Origin of the sequence: Mediterraneibacter butyricigenes (assembly GCF_003574295.1) — a bacterium.
Lineage (GTDB): Bacteria > Bacillota > Clostridia > Lachnospirales > Lachnospiraceae > Mediterraneibacter_A > Mediterraneibacter_A butyricigenes.
Map to the genome: position 1 here is coordinate 2,886,285 of NZ_BHGK01000001.1, position 15,792 is coordinate 2,902,076.

A 15,792-nucleotide genomic window follows, 5' to 3' on the forward strand; every position below is an offset into this window, starting at 1 on the left:
TACCTGGATGAGTTTGCTTGAAATCAAAAATTTAAAAAAGGATTTGATGGTCTTGAAGTCCTGAAAGATATTTCTCTTACGGTAGAGAAGGGAGAAGTTCTTTCCATCATCGGCCCGTCCGGTTCCGGAAAATCCACGTTGCTTCGGTGTGCGACCGGTCTGGAAACACCGGATTCCGGAGAGATTCATTATGAGGGAGAGTTCGGACTGGTATTTCAGAATTTTAATCTGTTTCCGCATTTTTCCGTGCTTCGTAATATTATCGATGCTCCGGTAAAAGTGCAGAAACGGGATAAAAAAGAAGCAATTGAGACGGCAAGAGCTCTTTTGAAGAAAATGGGACTGGCAGATAAGGAAAATGCCTATCCCTACCAGTTGTCCGGTGGTCAGCAACAGAGAGTATCCATTGCCAGAGCCCTGGCAATGAACCCGAAGATACTGTTTTTTGATGAGCCTACCTCGGCACTGGATCCGGAACTGACGGGAGAAATCCTGAAAGTTATCAAGGATCTTGCGGCAGAACATATGACGATGGTGATCGTAACCCATGAAATGAATTTTGCAAAAAACGTATCGGATCAGGTGATTTTTATGGATAAGGGTCTGATCGCGGAGCAGGGATCTCCGGAAGAGGTATTTTCCTCTCAAAACGTGAGAATGCAGGAATTTCTCGGGAAATTATCAGTATAATTATTAATAGTGCACAAAGTATAAGAATTACTTATAAAAAAGCGCGCAAATAATTAATGACCGATCCACCTGTTTTGGTCCGGGGTTTATTGATTTTAAAAATATGCTGTATTATACTTTACTCGTAAACCTCAAAAATACGATTGAAAAGGACAGGTGGATATAATGGAAAAGTTAGAGCAGCTTTATGAAGGAAAAGCAAAAAAGGTATTTGCAACAGAGGATCCTGATATTGTAATCGTAGATTATAAAGATGATGCAACCGCTTTCAACGGAGAGAAAAAAGGAACGATTGTGGGCAAAGGTGTGATCAATAACCGTATGACCAATTTTCTGTTCCAGATTCTGGAAAAGGAAGGCGTTCCGACTCATTTTGTAGAAGAATTAAGCGACCGTGAGACCGCAGTAAAGAAAGTAGAGATTGTTCCGCTGGAAGTAATCGTGAGAAATGTGGTTGCAGGAAGCTTTGCGGCACGTATGGGTCTGGAAGAGGGAACCAAGTTAGTTGCTCCGACTTTGGAATTCAGCTATAAAGATGATGCATTGGGCGATCCGCTGATCAACTCTTATCATGCGATCGGAATCGGTGCATCCACAAGAGAAGAAATCGATAAGATCACAGAATATACCTTTAAGATCAATGAAGTGTTAAAGAAATTCTTTGCGGAAGCAGGAATTGAACTGATCGATTTTAAGATTGAATTCGGAAGATATCATGGGGAAGTAATCCTGGCAGATGAGATCTCACCGGATACCTGCCGTCTGTGGGATATCAACACCCATGAAAAACTGGATAAAGACCGGTTCCGTCGTGATCTTGGAAATGTAGAAGATGCATACCAGGAGGTATTTCGCAGAATCGGAATCAAATAAGAACAGGAGATTCAGTCTATGAGCGAATTTGAGAGAATCGAGACAGGACTGGGCGAGGAATGTGGAGTATTTGGAGCCTATGATATGGACGGAGGAGATGTAGCAAGCTCCGTATATTATGGGCTTTTTGCGTTACAGCACCGCGGACAGGAAAGCTGCGGAATCGCGGTGACAGATACTTACGGGAAACGGAAAGTACTTCAGAAAAAAGGCCTGGGACAGATCAAAGATGTATTTGATGAAGAAGAACTGGATAAGCTAAAGGGAAATCTTGGAGTCGGTCATGTCCGTTACTCTACGGCAGGTGCGACAAGACAGGAAAATGCCCAGCCTCTGGTAATTAACTATGTAAAGGGAACCCTGGCAATCGCCCACAACGGAAATCTGGTCAATGCCATTGAACTTCGGGAAGAACTGGCATATACCGGAGCCATTTTCCAGACGACCATTGACTCGGAGGTCATTGCCTATCTGGTGGCAAGAGAGCGTCTGAATGTGGGCAAGGCAGAAGATGCCGTAAAAAATGCCATGAAAAAGATCAAGGGGGCTTATGCACTGGTGGTGAGCAGCCCGAGAAAGATGATCGGAGCAAGGGATCCGTTTGGCTTGAAACCATTGTGCATCGGAAAACGGGACAATACTTATTTCCTGGCATCGGAGAGCTGTGCGATCGCAGCAGTGGGTGCGGAATTTGTACGCGATGTCCTTCCGGGTGAGATCGTAAGCTTTACGAAACATGGAGTGACTTCTGACAAGTCCATGATGATTTCACCGGACAAACAGGCGCGGTGCATTTTTGAATATATTTATTTTGCGAGAACCGACAGCCGGATTGACGGAGTGGATGTCTATCATGCCCGCCTGGTAGCGGGAAAAGCGCTGGCAAAATCCTATCCGGTGGAGGCAGATCTGGTGGTAGGTGTGCCGGATTCCGGTCTGGTAGCGGCTATGGGGTATTCGGAGGAATCCGGGATCCCGTACGGAATGGCTTTCCACAAAAACAGTTACGTGGGAAGAACCTTTATCAAGCCAAGACAAAAGGACAGAGAGTCCAGTGTGAAGATCAAACTGAATGTAATCAGTGAGGTCGTAAAAGGAAAAAGAATTGTTATGGTAGATGACTCTATCGTAAGAGGCACAACCTGTGCTAATATAATAAAGATGTTAAAGAAAGCCGGAGCAACTGAAGTACATGTCAGAATCAGTTCCCCACCGTTTTTACATCCCTGTTATTTTGGAACGGATGTTCCGTCCAACGATCAGCTGATCGCACATTCTCATACAACCCAAGAGATCTGCGAGATGATCGGTGCGGACTCTCTGGGATATATGGAAGTTTCAAAACTAAAGGATATGGTCGGTGATATGGGATTCTGTGATGCATGTTTTACCGGAAATTATCCGATGGAAGTCCCGGACGGAGACATCAGTATGGCTTTTGAAGAATTATAAAGGAGAGAACAGATTATGAGTAACGACAGATATGTGAGTCCGCTTTCCGAGCGGTACGCAAGCCGTGAAATGCAGTATATTTTTTCACCGGACATGAAATTTAAGACCTGGAGAAAATTGTGGATTGCTCTTGCAGAGACAGAGAAAGAGCTGGGACTTCCGATTACGGATGAACAGATCGAAGAACTGAAAGCGCATGCAGAAGACATCAATTACGATGTGGCAAAGGCAAGAGAAAAGGAAGTCAGACATGATGTTATGTCTCATGTCTATGCATATGGAGTACAATGTCCGAAGGCAAAAGGAATCATCCACCTGGGAGCAACCTCCTGTTATGTAGGAGATAATACGGATATTATCATCATGGCGGAAGCATTGAAAGTCGTTAGGAAGAAACTGGTCAACGTCATCGCAGAGCTGGCCGGATTTGCAGAGAAATATAAAGATCTTCCGACTCTCGCATTTACACATTTTCAGCCGGCACAGCCTACTACGGTAGGAAAACGTGCGACCCTGTGGATGCAGGAATTTATGATGGATTATGAAGATCTGGAATATGTGCTGGGAAGTCTGAAACTTTTGGGATCCAAGGGAACGACCGGAACGCAGGCAAGCTTCCTGGAACTGTTTGAGGGAGACCAGGAGACGATTGATAAGATCGATCCGATGATCGCAGAAAAGATGGGATTCAAGGCTTGTTATCCGGTATCCGGTCAGACTTATTCCAGAAAAGTGGATACCCGTGTGTTAAATATCCTGGCAGGAATTGCAGCCAGTGCCCATAAGATGTCAAATGATATCCGACTGCTTCAGCATTTGAAAGAGATCGAAGAACCGTTTGAAAAATCTCAGATCGGATCTTCTGCAATGGCATATAAGAGAAACCCGATGAGAAGTGAGCGAATCGCTTCCCTTTCCAGATATGTGATGATCGATGCGTTAAATCCGGCCATCACCTCTGCAACACAGTGGTTTGAGCGTACGCTGGATGATTCCGCAAACAAACGACTGAGCGTGGCAGAAGGGTTCCTTACCATTGACGGAATTCTGGATCTCTGTCTGAATGTGGTAGACGGTCTGGTGGTATATCCGAAGGTGATCGAAAAGAGACTGAGAAGTGAACTGCCGTTTATGGCAACAGAAAATATTATGATGGATGCCGTAAAAGCAGGAGGCGACCGTCAGGAACTTCATGAACGGATCCGCGAACTTTCCATGGAAGCCGGACGCAATGTGAAAGAAAAAGGTCTGGAAAATAATCTTCTGGAATTAATCGCAGCGGATGATGCTTTCAATCTGACACTGGAAGAGCTGGAGGCAACCATGGATCCGGCAAAATATACAGGAAGAGCCAAAGAACAGGTGGATGCTTTCCTGAAACAGGAGGTCGCACCGATCCTGGAAGCAAATAAAGAACTTTTGGGAGTAAAGGTGGAACTGTTTGTATAAGGAATTTTCTGAGGGCGTTGTAGTACTTACAATGCCCTCGTTTTATCAGAAGAGATTAAAGGCCGTTATCCTGGTGGCTGGAATGTTGCTTCTTGCGGTGCTTGGTGCGGAGCATATGACAAGAAGCCTGCCGGAAGAGTCAGGAGACGCAGGAAAAGAACACAGCAGAATATCGGCAGGAGCCGGTCATCTGACAGCGGCACCGCTTCTTGGAGTTTCTGAGATTCCGATGACGCTGGTCAGCGGGAAGAATCCGACAGAATTTGCAGGTGCGGCAGAAAGTTCGACAAAACTGGCTGAGATTTTATGGAAAGAGCATGCGAAAGCGGACGAATCAGAAACGGATAGGGTGTCCGGACTGACAGGAGGGGAAAATGAATTTGCGGATGGAAAATCCGGAAACACAGTCATTCCCACGGTTCCTACGATATCGGATACTCCAGCCACACCCGACATTCCGACCACACCGGATACTCCAGACACGCCGGATCTTCCGACCATCCCGGACACTCCAGCCACACCCGACATTCCGACCATACCGGATACTCCTGATTCACCGGATCTTCCGGCAAGACCGGATGAACCGGGCATGTCGGATGGTGCGACAGAACCGAAGGATGCAGAAGATACCGGCAGAGAGGAAAATCCGAAAGTTCCGGTAATCAACGGATTTCTGCTGGATGAAGAAGGATGGATTGTCGGGATCGACCCCGCTACGTTTGCAACAGACGATGGTTATCTGGAACTTCCGTCAGAATCCTGCAAGGGGATCAGAGCCCATGTATTTGAAGGATGTACGGAAGCAATCGCGGAAATTTATGTGCCGGAAAATATAGTGGGAATGGAAGAAGGTGCTTTCCTGGGACTTCCTGATCTGGAATGGCTGGAAGTGGAGGCGTGTAATCCAAATTTTTCAAGTCTGGATGGAGTGATCTTTGATAAGGAGGGTTCCAGGCTATTTGCATTTCCGGCTGCGAGAACCGGAACGTATGAACCACCGTCTTCCCTGACGGAAATTGCGGATTATGCCCTGGATCAGAACAGTCTGTCCGGGCTGGAGTTCCGAAAGTATCAGAGTATGAAGCTGGGAAGCGCTGTGTTTGGAACCGGAAACGGTGCAGGAATCCGGATTTACATAAATGGAGCATATCTGAATCATTTTGAAGAGATCTTTGACGGATATGATGTGGAAGTGATTCCGTATTATCCGTAGAAGGCGGAGAAAGGATGAAATATGAGGGCGAAAAGAATTGGAATAATCTTGATCAGCCTGCTTCTGATAGCAGACATAAGCGGCTGTGAAAATCTGAAGAAAAAGGATGCGCTTCCGGCTGCAAAGACGGAGGAGAGTGAAGTCTATCATGGATTTGATGATTTAAACCAGGATGACCCGAAGACGGCACAGGAAAGTGTCCTGAAAGAAAACGGAATGGTCTGCGCAGGAGGAAAGATCGAAGCCGGAGAGAAGAACTGGGAGAAATTCCGGGAAGCAACGGGAGAAAAGAAGCCGGTGTCGATCCGCATTATGCAGAAAATCACAGACGGAGCACCTTTTTACAGAGATGTGATCTATGACGGAACCGTGTACCGGATGGTGATTTCCGTGGATCCGACCCGATTTGATTATACTTATAAAAATCTGCTGGTGCTGGAAGGAAAACGAACAGATGAATCGGTGACAAGCCGGCTGGTGGTGCTGACAGACCGGGAGGATCTGACCTTTGAAGAGGTGATCGAAAGTGAGGGAAACAGCGACAGTGAGAAAAGAAGTGAGTATCAGTTGATTTTCCGTGACTAGAGAGTTATACTTAAGTACTGGGCGAGACTGCCCGAATCAGAAAAGAATGAAATCACCGGGAGATAAGAATATGAGTAAAGTAAGAACAAGATTTGCACCAAGCCCGACAGGAAGAATGCATGTCGGCAACTTAAGAACGGCATTATATGCCTATCTGATCGCGAAACATGAGGATGGAGACTTCCTTTTGAGAATCGAGGATACCGATCAGGAGCGTTATATGGAAGGTGCGGTAGATATTATTTACCGGACTATGGAAAAAACAGGACTGATCCATGATGAGGGACCGGATAAGGACGGAGGCTGCGGACCTTATGTGCAGAGCGAAAGAAATGCATCCGGTATCTACCTGAAATATGCCAAACAACTAGTAGAGCAGGGAGATGCTTATTACTGTTTCTGTGATAAAGAGCGTCTGGATTCTCTGAAAACATCTGTATCCGAAAACGGAACAGAGATCGTGGTATATGACAAGCACTGTCTGTCTCTCAGCAAAGAAGAAGTGGAGGCAAATCTGGCGGCTGGGAAACCGTGGGTAATCCGAATCAACATGCCGACAGAGGGAACCACAACCTTCCATGATGAGATTTACGGAGATATTGAGGTCCCGAATGCGGAATTGGATGATATGATTCTGATCAAATCGGACGGTTATCCGACCTACAACTTTGCAAATGTAATCGACGATCATCTGATGGGAATTACTCACGTAGTAAGAGGAAATGAGTACCTTTCTTCCGCACCGAAATACAATCGGCTGTACGAGGCATTTGGCTGGGATATCCCGGTTTATGTACACTGCCCGTTGATCACAGATGAGAATCATAAAAAACTGAGCAAACGAAGCGGACATTCTTCCTATGAAGATCTGATCGACCAGGGATTTGTCTCTGAGGCGGTTGTAAACTTCGTAGCACTTCTCGGATGGAGCCCGACAGATAACCAGGAGATCTTCTCTCTGGAAGAACTGGTAAAGGCGTTTGATTATCATCATATCAGCAAGTCACCGGCTGTCTTTGATCCGGTGAAGTTAAGATGGATGAATGGTGAATACTTAAAAGCAATGGACTTTGACAAGTTCTATGAAATGGCACATCCGTATATTCAGAAAGTGATCACAAAGGATTATGACCTGAAGAAGATTGCTGCACTGATCAAATCCAGGATTGAGATTTTCCCGGATATCGAAGAACAGATCGATTTCTTTGAGGAAGTTCCGGAATATGACACTTCCATGTATTGCCATAAGAAAATGAAATCCAACGAAGAAACTTCCCTGGAAGTACTGAAAGAAGTAAGCAGTCTGCTGGCTGCACAGGAAGATTTCAGCAACGATGCACTCTTTGAATTGTTGAAAGGATACGCCGGTGAGAAGGGTGTGAAGATCGGATATGTAATGTGGCCGATCCGTACTGCAGTTTCCGGAAAACAGAGCACTCCGGGTGGTGCAACAGAACTGATGGAAGTACTGGGAAAAGAAGAATCCTTAAACCGTATTCAAAAAGGAATTGAAAAACTTGAAGCAAGATAACAGCAGGAAAAAATTAAATCCGGCACAAAGCGAGGCAGTGGCTCATAATGATGGGCCCTGCCTCGTTCTGGCAGGACCGGGATCCGGAAAGACACTGACCGTAGTAAAACGGGTAAAACGACTGCTCGAAGAAAAGAAGGCCGTGCCGGACGAAATCCTTGTCATCACATTTACCAAATATGCGGCAAGAGAAATGAAAGAGCGGTTCTGGGCGGAAATGGATGGAAAAAAGCTGCCGGTGACCTTCGGAACATTTCACGGCATTTATTATGGGATTTTGAAATGGGCATACCGTCTGGGTCCGGCTAATATTTTATCAGAAGAAGAAAAATATCAGATTCTGGGGCATGTGGCATCTTTTTACGAGTTGGATGCAGCACAGGAGCAGGATTTTCTGACCAATCTGTCTTCGGAGATCGGAGTGGTGAAGAACAGCCGGTACAAGATTGAGAAGTATGAAGCAAAAAGCTGTCCGGTTCAGTCTTTCCGTGAGATTTATAAAGATTATGAGAAAAAAAGAAAAGAATTAAAGAAGATTGATTTTGACGATATGCTGGTGCTGTGTTGCCGGTTGTTTGAAAAGCGACCGGATCTTCTGAAGCTGTGGCAGGATAAATTCCGTTATATTCTGGTGGACGAATTTCAGGATATCAACCAGATTCAGTATGATGTGATCAAAATGCTGGCAGCTCCGCAGAACAACCTGTTTGTGGTAGGCGATGAGGATCAGTCGATTTATGGATTCAGAGGAGCGAAGGCAGAGCTGATGTTTCAGTTTGAAAAAGACTATCCGGCGGCAAAACGAATTGTTCTGAATGAAAATTATCGCTCTACCGGCAATATTGTCCGCTGCGCCAACCGTGTGATCAAAAACAATCAGATGCGGTATGAAAAGCAGATAAAGGCCGTGAAGCCAGACGGTGATACTTTGCATGTCCAGGAAGTAAAAGATCCGAAAGAAGAGGCGGCATATCTGGCGGACGAAATCGAAAAAGAACTGAAAAAAGGCCGTCAGGAAGAAGACATCGCAGTACTGTTCCGGACGAAGAACGAGACAGCCCCGCTTGTGGAGGAATTGTCCCGCAGAAGGATCTCGTTTTGGATGAGAGAGCAGATTTTCAACATTTATCATCATTTTATTGGAGAAAATATTGCGTCTTATTTTAAAATGGCGCTGGGGGATCGGAGCAGAAGAACATTTCTGAATGTGATGAATCGTCCGAAACGCTATCTGTCCAGAGAAAGTCTGGGATCGGAAGAAGTTTCTTTTGAGGAACTGCGGAATTTCTACTGTGACAAAAGCTGGATGCTGGATCGGATCGATCAGTTGGATGTGGATCTGCGGATCCTGAACCGGATGACTCCATATGGAGCAATTCAGTATCTGAAGAAGTCTGTGGGGTATGTGGATTTCCTGAAAGAATATGCCGAACAGAACAAAAGAAATGCAGAAGATCTCTTTGAAATCCTCTACCAGATCGAAAGCCAGGCAAAAGAATTTAAGACACTGGAAGAGTGGCTGAATTACAGAGAGGAATATACACTTTCTTTAAAGATATTGCAGCAGAAAATGGATCGGACGGCAGGAAGCGGGATTCAGTTGATGACGTTGCACGGAGCGAAAGGGCTGGAGTATCCGGTGGTCTTTCTTCCGGAAGCCAATGAAACGATTCTTCCTCACCGCAAGAGTCGGACAAAGGAAGAACTGGAAGAAGAGCGTCGTCTGTTTTATGTGGGCATGACAAGAGCGAAGGAAAGGCTTGTTATTTCATACTGTGTAACAAAAAACGGAAAGGATCTGATACCTTCCCGTTTTGTTGATGAAATTTTTTCGGTAGAAGAATAGATCTATTCACTTATCTCGTCAAATTCCTGAGTGTCCAGCCACTCATCGAATGCATCTGCGGCGATCTCATATTCTTCATCATCTAAGATATTGTCCAGCTCGGGTTCGCCGTCTTCAGACTCCAGATAACGGTAGATGAAGACTTCCCCGTCTGTGTTGTCTCCTTCTTCATCTAAGGGGAGAAGGGCAATATATTTCTGACCATTGGTTTCGTAAATCGTAAGGACCAGGCACTCCAGCGTCTCATCATTGTCCAGAGTCAGGGTCACAGTGATTGATTCTTCGTTCATAGGAACCTCCTGTTTTCTTGATGTTTTAACTCTATCAAATCTTTGAAAAAAATGCAATACTATTGACAATATTGGGAAACAAGGTAGAATAATGAAGGGAATGTCTGTTTTGGACGTTTTAGCAGAATCGAGAAGTTGAAATGGAGATATCTTATGAAAAAGAAAGTGATGTATAGCTTGTTTTTGGTATTGTTTTCGCTGTTTCTACTGGCCGGATGTAAGAAAAATGTAGGAACCTCTGAGGATAATGCGGTTGTAGATGAAGAGAATCAGACGGAAGAAATATCTTATGATTATACCTTTGGATTTACTTGTATCGATATGTCGAATCCGTATTATGATACACTGGAAAAGTCTATCGAGACGGAACTGGAGAAAGTGGGATGCTCTCTGATGACAAGAGATCCTGCGCTGAATGTAGAGACGCAGATCCAACAGATCCAGGAGATGATCGATGCCGGAGTAGATGCGGTGTTCCTGTGTCCGGTAGACTGGGAAGCGATCCAGCCGGCGATTGATGCACTGAATGAGGCGGAGATTCCGATTATCAATATTGATACCCAGATCAAGGATGTGGAATCCATCACAGCTTATGTGGGATCAGACAATAAAAACGCAGGTTATGTCTGCGGAGAAAACCTGATCGAGCTGAAGCCGGATGGCGGAAAAGTGGTCATTCTGGAAAGCCCGTCCATGAACTCGGTGAATGAACGTATTACCGGATTTGAAGAGGCAATTGCCGGAAAAGGATTTGAGATTGTCGCAAGATATGACACCAAAGGAGATCTGGAACAGTCCAGACAGGCAATGGAGAAAATCCTGGCCCAGTATTCAGACATTGACGCAGTCATGTGCGGGAATGATCAGTCCGCGCTGGGGGCACTGGTTTCCCTTGGGGTTGCTCAAAGAGACGATATCCTGATCTACGGAGTGGACGGTTCTCCAGATCTGAAAAAAGAACTGGCAAAATCCAATACCGCAATTGCGGGAACCGGAGCACAGTCGCCGATCAATGAAGGAAAAGATGCCGTGAAAGTGGGACTTGCTATTTTGAACGGTGAAGATTACGAGAAAAATACATATGAGCCAACCTTCTTTATCAATAAGGATAATGTAAAGATGTACGGAACAGACGGCTGGCAGTAAGGAGAGCATGTATGAAAAGAGTACAGGGATGCCCCAGACCTCTGGGGATGACACGCACAGGAAATCGAGTGAATTTTTCGGTAGCGGTACCGGAAAAAAGTTCCTGTGACCTGATTCTGTACTCTGAACAATATAAAAATCCAAAACGGTTTTCAATGCCCTATGATCCTCTCTGCGGAGAGGTGAGATGCCTGGGGATAGAAGAGGCACCAGAAGATCTGGGATATCTTTATGAAAAAGATGGAGTATCCTATCCGGACCCACATGCAAAACGGCTCGTGTTTTCTGATACGGAGGAGATTCTCCGGTGTGGTCTGCCTCAGACTTTTGCCTGGGAAGAGGATCGTCCTCTTTCTATCCCGGAACATCAGGTGATTGCGTACAGTCTTCATGTCAGAGGCTTTACGAAGCATCCGTCTTCCAGAGTCAGACAGAAGGGAACCTTTGCAGGGGTGAGGGAGAAGATTCCTTATCTCAAAGATCTGGGGATCAATCAGATCCACTGTATGCCGGTCTATGAATTTCAGAAGGTTCAGGGCAAAAAGGTGAATTACTGGGGATACGGACCGGGCTATTTCTTTGCGCCGAACCATTCCTATGCAGGCAATGAGGATGCAGCGGGCGAACTGAAACAAATGATCCTGGACTGTCACAGGTCGGGGATTGAAGTGATCCTTTCTTTCCCGTTTTCGGAGGGAATCCGGATCAGTGAAATGCTTCATTGTCTGGAGTATTATCGAATAGAATATCATGTGGACGGATTTCTGATCAATCCGTATCTGCTGCCCTGGGAACAGGTCGCTTCTGATCCGTTGCTTCAGGGGGCAAAGTTATATCGAAAAGATGAGACGTTCCAGAATGTGATGCGCCGGTTCCTGAAAGGGGACGAAGGCATGATCGGTTCTGTGGAAGAGCAGTTGAGAAGGCATGCCGGTTCAGAGGGAGCCTTTAACTATATTACGGATCATACGGGATTTACGCTTCAGGATCTGGTGTCTTATGAAGAAAAACATAACGAGGCCAACGGGGAGAAGAATCAGGACGGACCGGATTATAATTACAGTTGGAATTGCGGTGCCGAAGGACCGACCAGAAAAGAGACAGTGCTCGCACTTCGAAAGCAGCAGGTAAGAAATGCATTTGCGCTGTTGTTGCTGGCACAGGGGATTCCCTGTATTCTTGCGGGAGATGAATTCGGTAATTCCCAGAAAGGAAATAATAACGTCTATTGTCAGGACAATGCGACCGCCTGGTTGAACTGGAATTCTCTGAACAAGGGATCGGAACTATACGAAGAAGTGAAGGCGTTGATCGCATTTCGAAAGAAATGGGAAATCCTGCATCAGGATCGTCCGCTTCTGAGAGTAGATGTAGAGCGGACAGGACTTCCGGATCTGTCATATCACGGGACCAGTGCCTGGATGGAACCAAACGATGTGGCAAGCAGGTTGCTCGGAGTCCTGTACAGCAGGAAGAATGAAAACGGGGAACAGGAAGCCTGTTATGTGGCATATAACATGCACTGGCTGGATCATATCATTGCGCTGCCGGTTCTTCCCGGAAAGAAAACCTGGTATCTGGCGGTGGATGGAGAAAAAGGCGTACTGAAAAGAATGAAAGTCCTGAAAAATCAACGGGAACTGGTGATAAAAGCAAGAACAATTCAGGTGCTTGTGAGCAGATAATGGAGGAATCAATGAAAGGAAAGGCGTTCAGACATTTTTGCACGATTACACATCATAAATTACTGGTCATGAAATACTGTTTCAGAGTCGGACTCTATAAACAGGGGTTGCTTCATGATCTTTCCAAATACAGTCCCACAGAGTTCAAAGTGGGATGTAAATATTATCAGGGTACCAGAAGTCCAAATAATGCAGAGAGGGAAGAGACAGGAGTCTCCCTTGCATGGCTTCATCACAAAGGCAGAAACAAGCATCATTATGAATACTGGATCGATTATGGTCTGGGCTTGCAAAAGGGTGAGATGACCGGAATGAAGATGCCCATCCGATATGTGGTCGAGATGTTTTTAGACCGGATCGCTGCCTGCAGAAATTATATGGGCAGAAGTTATACGGACCATGCGCCTCTTGATTATTTTTCAAAAGGAAAGGGGCATTACATGATGCATCCGGAGACAGAAGAGTTTCTGGAGTATCTGTTGAAGATGTTGGCGGAAAAGGGAGAGAGAAAGACGTTACGTTTTGTAAAAGAAGAAGTGCTCCCGCAGGGAGAGGACTTTAAATTGCATCAGTCCTGATTAAAGTCAGTGAATAAAATCAATAAATCCAGAAAAAGGTTGCAACGGCGATGGCTCAAGTTGCAACCTTTTTTGAAAGATGAGAACAATGAATTATCTTGCTGAATTCCTGTAAATTAATAATCCCCACAAAAGGATTGCAGAAGGGAACATCCGGAGCCCCGGCACTTCCTGAGAGCAAGCATTGCGCTGCTCGAAGGTTAGTGCTCCGTTGGGCGAGGACTAAGTGCGAACGGTTCCCGTTGCAAACTTTTGTGGGGAATATAATAAAAATCCTAAGCAGGATAATTCAACTGAGAATCCTTCGGGTCGTCCAGGACTTCCCGGAGGTATTTTTTTGCATAAAATCTTGCCATCGGAAGGTTCATGTCCAGGTAGTTGCCGCAGTCTTTTGCGGAAGCTCCTGGAACTTCTCCCTCGAAGGTTGAAATGAACTGAAACATTTCTTTTATCAATGGGAGAATATCAGCAGATTCGTAATCTCCGCTAAGCAGAAGATAAAATCCGGTTCGGCATCCCATGGGTCCAAAGTAGAGGACACGGTTTTTGAACTCCGGGTGGTTCCGCAGGAAGGTTGCTCCTAGATGTTCGATGGTATGCACTTCGGCGGTGTTCATCACCGGTTCTTCATTTGGTCGTGTAATTCGCAGATCAAAGGTGGTAACAGTTTGTGTATCGGCCAGATCTTTTCTGGAAACATAGACGCCGGGAACCAGACGCAAATGGTCAATGGTAAAACTTGTGATCTTTTCCATATTAATCTTCCTCCTCAGTCTGAACGGAATATGTCTGACGTTTTCTTGCCATCTCGTCGCTTGCAAGATATTCATCGTAGGTTGTGATCTTGTCGATCAGCTTACCGCCCGGTACGATTTCCATAATACGGTTGGCAGTAGTCTCAACGATCTGATGATCCCGGGAAGTGAAAAGCAGAACGCCCGGGAATTTGATCATTCCGTTGTTCAAAGCGGTAATGGATTCCATATCCAGGTGGTTGGTCGGCTCGTCCAGAAGCAGGACGTTGGCTCCGGAGATCATCATCTTGGAGAGAAGGCAGCGCACCTTTTCACCACCGGACAAGACTTTCAGACGTTTGACACCATCTTCTCCGGAGAAAAGCATACGGCCTAAAAATCCGCGGACATAGGTGACATCTTTGTTTTCGGAATACTGAGTCAGCCATTCTGTGATGGTGTAGTCATTGTCAAATTCTCCGCCGAAATCCTTTGGGAAATATGCCTGTGAAGTCGTAACACCCCATTTATAGGTTCCCTCATCCGGTTCCATTTCTCCAATCAGGATTTTAAACAGAACAGTCTTAGCAAGCTCGTTACCGCCTACAAAGGCAACCTTGTCTTCACGGTTTAAGGTAAAAGTCAGATTGTCCAGAATTTTCTCACCGTCTATGGTCTTGGAAAGGCCTTCCACGCTTAAGACTTCATTTCCGATCTCGCGGTTTGGACGGAAATCGATATAAGGATATTTACGGCTGGAAGGTTTGATCTCATCCAACTGGATCTTTTCCAGGGCACGTTTTCTGGAGGTTGCCTGTTTGGACTTGGAAGCGTTGGCACTGAACCGGGAAATGAATTCCTGCAATTCTTTGATCTTTTCTTCCTTTTTCTTATTAGCTTCTTTCATCTGACGGATCAGAAGCTGGCTGGATTCATACCAGAAATCATAATTTCCGGCGTAAAGCTGAATTTTTCCGTAATCGATATCCGCAATTTGTGTACAGACCTTATTTAAGAAATAACGGTCATGGGATACCACGATGACGGTATTGTCGAAGTTGATCAGGAATTCTTCCAGCCAGGCAATGGCATCCAGATCCAGGTGATTGGTCGGCTCATCCAGAAGCAGAATATCCGGATTACCGAACAGTGCCTGTGCAAGCAGGACTTTGACTTTTTCTGCACCGGTCAGACTCTTCATCAGATGGTCGTGAAGTTCTGTCTCGATTCCGAGACCGTTCAAAAGAGTGGCTGCATCTGATTCAGCTTCCCAGCCGTTTAAGGTCGCAAATTCCGCTTCCAGCTCGCTGGCGCGGATTCCATCTTCATCTGTAAAATCCTCTTTGGCGTAAATGGCCTCTTTTTCTTTGGAAATTTCGTACAGACGGGCATTTCCCATGATGACGGTATCCAGAACCGGATATTCATCATATTTAAAATGATCCTGTTGCAGGAAAGAAAGTCGCTCTCCCGGAGTGATGACAACTTCTCCCTGTGTGGGTTCGAGCTGTCCGGAAAGAATCTTTAAGAAGGTAGATTTTCCGGCTCCGTTGGCACCGATCATTCCGTAACAGTTCCCTTCTGTAAATTTAATATTAACATCTTCGAATAATGCGCGTTTTCCAACGCGAAGTGTGACATTATTAGCACTGATCATATAGAATACCTCGTAATTTCTAATGTTTCTGTTTCCAATGCAATAGTATACAGAAGGAAAAAG

13 protein-coding genes and 1 pseudogene are annotated in these 15,792 nt (G+C 45.5%); 11 read left to right on the forward strand and 3 right to left on the reverse strand.

Going from position 1 to position 15,792, the window contains the following annotated elements; genetic code table 11:
- Window positions 1–7: 7 nt before the first annotated feature.
- The 8 genes and pseudogenes from KGMB01110_RS14100 (at window position 8) to KGMB01110_RS14135 (ending at window position 9,639) form a co-directional block, all read left to right on the forward strand.
- Window positions 8–690, forward strand: a pseudogene (locus tag KGMB01110_RS14100) (amino acid ABC transporter ATP-binding protein).
- 165 nt (window positions 691–855) lie between these two features.
- Entirely contained in the window at window positions 856–1,563 is a 708-nt protein-coding gene (purC, locus tag KGMB01110_RS14105) for a phosphoribosylaminoimidazolesuccinocarboxamide synthase (protein WP_119298979.1), read from the forward strand.
- An 18-nt stretch (window positions 1,564–1,581) separates the two neighbouring features.
- Window positions 1,582–3,015 carry an amidophosphoribosyltransferase gene (gene purF / locus KGMB01110_RS14110; protein WP_119298981.1) on the forward strand — a complete coding sequence of 478 codons (1,434 nt, stop codon included), beginning with the start codon at window positions 1,582–1,584 and terminating at the stop codon, window positions 3,013–3,015.
- Window positions 3,016–3,030: 15 nt separating this feature from the next.
- A complete protein-coding gene (gene purB, locus KGMB01110_RS14115) occupies window positions 3,031–4,464 on the forward strand; it encodes an adenylosuccinate lyase (RefSeq protein ID WP_117602369.1) in 1,434 nt (477 codons plus the stop codon).
- Window positions 4,457–5,677 (forward strand): hypothetical protein, encoded by a 1,221-nt coding sequence (locus KGMB01110_RS15490; RefSeq protein WP_243112840.1) that lies wholly within the window; start codon window positions 4,457–4,459, stop codon window positions 5,675–5,677. Before purB ends, KGMB01110_RS15490 begins: the two co-directional genes overlap by 8 nt.
- A gap of 21 nt (window positions 5,678–5,698) precedes the next feature.
- Window positions 5,699–6,262, forward strand: a complete 564-nt coding sequence (locus KGMB01110_RS14125; protein ID WP_117602367.1) for a hypothetical protein — start codon at window positions 5,699–5,701, stop codon at window positions 6,260–6,262.
- A gap of 70 nt (window positions 6,263–6,332) precedes the next feature.
- A complete protein-coding gene (gltX, locus tag KGMB01110_RS14130) occupies window positions 6,333–7,793 on the forward strand; it encodes a glutamate--tRNA ligase (RefSeq protein ID WP_117602366.1) in 1,461 nt (486 codons plus the stop codon).
- On the forward strand, window positions 7,780–9,639 hold the full coding sequence (locus KGMB01110_RS14135; RefSeq protein ID WP_119298983.1) for an ATP-dependent helicase: 1,860 nt from the start codon (window positions 7,780–7,782) through the stop codon (window positions 9,637–9,639). The genes gltX and KGMB01110_RS14135 overlap by 14 nt, the downstream gene beginning before the upstream one ends.
- 2 nt (window positions 9,640–9,641) lie before the next feature.
- Here KGMB01110_RS14135 and KGMB01110_RS14140 read toward each other — a convergent pair whose 3' ends face one another.
- Entirely contained in the window at window positions 9,642–9,929 is a 288-nt protein-coding gene (locus KGMB01110_RS14140) for a DUF1292 domain-containing protein (RefSeq protein WP_119298985.1), read from the reverse strand.
- Window positions 9,930–10,082: 153 nt separating this feature from the next.
- Here KGMB01110_RS14140 and KGMB01110_RS14145 point away from each other — a divergent pair, with 153 nt between their 5' ends.
- The 3 genes from KGMB01110_RS14145 to KGMB01110_RS14155 are packed head-to-tail and all read left to right on the forward strand — an operon-like array spanning window position 10,083 to window position 13,338.
- Entirely contained in the window at window positions 10,083–11,075 is a 993-nt protein-coding gene (locus tag KGMB01110_RS14145; RefSeq protein ID WP_119298987.1) for a sugar ABC transporter substrate-binding protein, read from the forward strand.
- Between the two features lie 11 nt (window positions 11,076–11,086).
- Window positions 11,087–12,760 carry an alpha-amylase family glycosyl hydrolase gene (locus KGMB01110_RS14150; protein ID WP_119298990.1) on the forward strand — a complete coding sequence of 558 codons (1,674 nt, stop codon included), beginning with the start codon at window positions 11,087–11,089 and terminating at the stop codon, window positions 12,758–12,760.
- Window positions 12,761–12,771: 11 nt separating this feature from the next.
- Window positions 12,772–13,338: a DUF5662 family protein gene (locus KGMB01110_RS14155; protein WP_119298992.1), complete on the forward strand. Its 567-nt coding sequence runs from the start codon at window positions 12,772–12,774 to the stop codon at window positions 13,336–13,338.
- Window positions 13,339–13,613: 275 nt separating this feature from the next.
- Here KGMB01110_RS14155 and KGMB01110_RS14160 read toward each other — a convergent pair whose 3' ends face one another.
- Together KGMB01110_RS14160 and KGMB01110_RS14165 are read right to left on the reverse strand one after the other, a co-directional pair.
- Entirely contained in the window at window positions 13,614–14,093 is a 480-nt protein-coding gene (locus KGMB01110_RS14160; RefSeq protein ID WP_119298994.1) for an S-ribosylhomocysteine lyase, read from the reverse strand.
- Window position 14,094: 1 nt separating this feature from the next.
- A complete protein-coding gene (locus tag KGMB01110_RS14165; RefSeq protein WP_117602359.1) occupies window positions 14,095–15,729 on the reverse strand; it encodes an ABC-F family ATP-binding cassette domain-containing protein in 1,635 nt (544 codons plus the stop codon).
- Between the last annotated feature and the right edge of the window lie 63 nt (window positions 15,730–15,792).

What these genes read in the sequence shown, in the direction of transcription:
- purC (WP_119298979.1), top strand. Translation starts at nt 856, where the DNA reads ATGGAAAAGTTAGAGCAGCTTTATGAAGGAAAAGCAAAAAAGGTATTT.
- KGMB01110_RS14155 (WP_119298992.1), top strand. Translation starts at nt 12,772, where the DNA reads ATGAAAGGAAAGGCGTTCAGACATTTTTGCACGATTACACATCATAAA.
- purF (WP_119298981.1), top strand. Translation starts at nt 1,582, where the DNA reads ATGAGCGAATTTGAGAGAATCGAGACAGGACTGGGCGAGGAATGTGGA.
- KGMB01110_RS14150 (WP_119298990.1), top strand. Translation starts at nt 11,087, where the DNA reads ATGAAAAGAGTACAGGGATGCCCCAGACCTCTGGGGATGACACGCACA.
- KGMB01110_RS14140 (WP_119298985.1), bottom strand. Translation starts at nt 9,929, where the DNA reads ATGAACGAAGAATCAATCACTGTGACCCTGACTCTGGACAATGATGAG.
- KGMB01110_RS14160 (WP_119298994.1), bottom strand. Translation starts at nt 14,093, where the DNA reads ATGGAAAAGATCACAAGTTTTACCATTGACCATTTGCGTCTGGTTCCC.
- KGMB01110_RS14165 (WP_117602359.1), bottom strand. Translation starts at nt 15,729, where the DNA reads ATGATCAGTGCTAATAATGTCACACTTCGCGTTGGAAAACGCGCATTA.
- KGMB01110_RS14125 (WP_117602367.1), top strand. Translation starts at nt 5,699, where the DNA reads ATGAGGGCGAAAAGAATTGGAATAATCTTGATCAGCCTGCTTCTGATA.
- purB (WP_117602369.1), top strand. Translation starts at nt 3,031, where the DNA reads ATGAGTAACGACAGATATGTGAGTCCGCTTTCCGAGCGGTACGCAAGC.
- gltX (WP_117602366.1), top strand. Translation starts at nt 6,333, where the DNA reads ATGAGTAAAGTAAGAACAAGATTTGCACCAAGCCCGACAGGAAGAATG.
- KGMB01110_RS14145 (WP_119298987.1), top strand. Translation starts at nt 10,083, where the DNA reads ATGAAAAAGAAAGTGATGTATAGCTTGTTTTTGGTATTGTTTTCGCTG.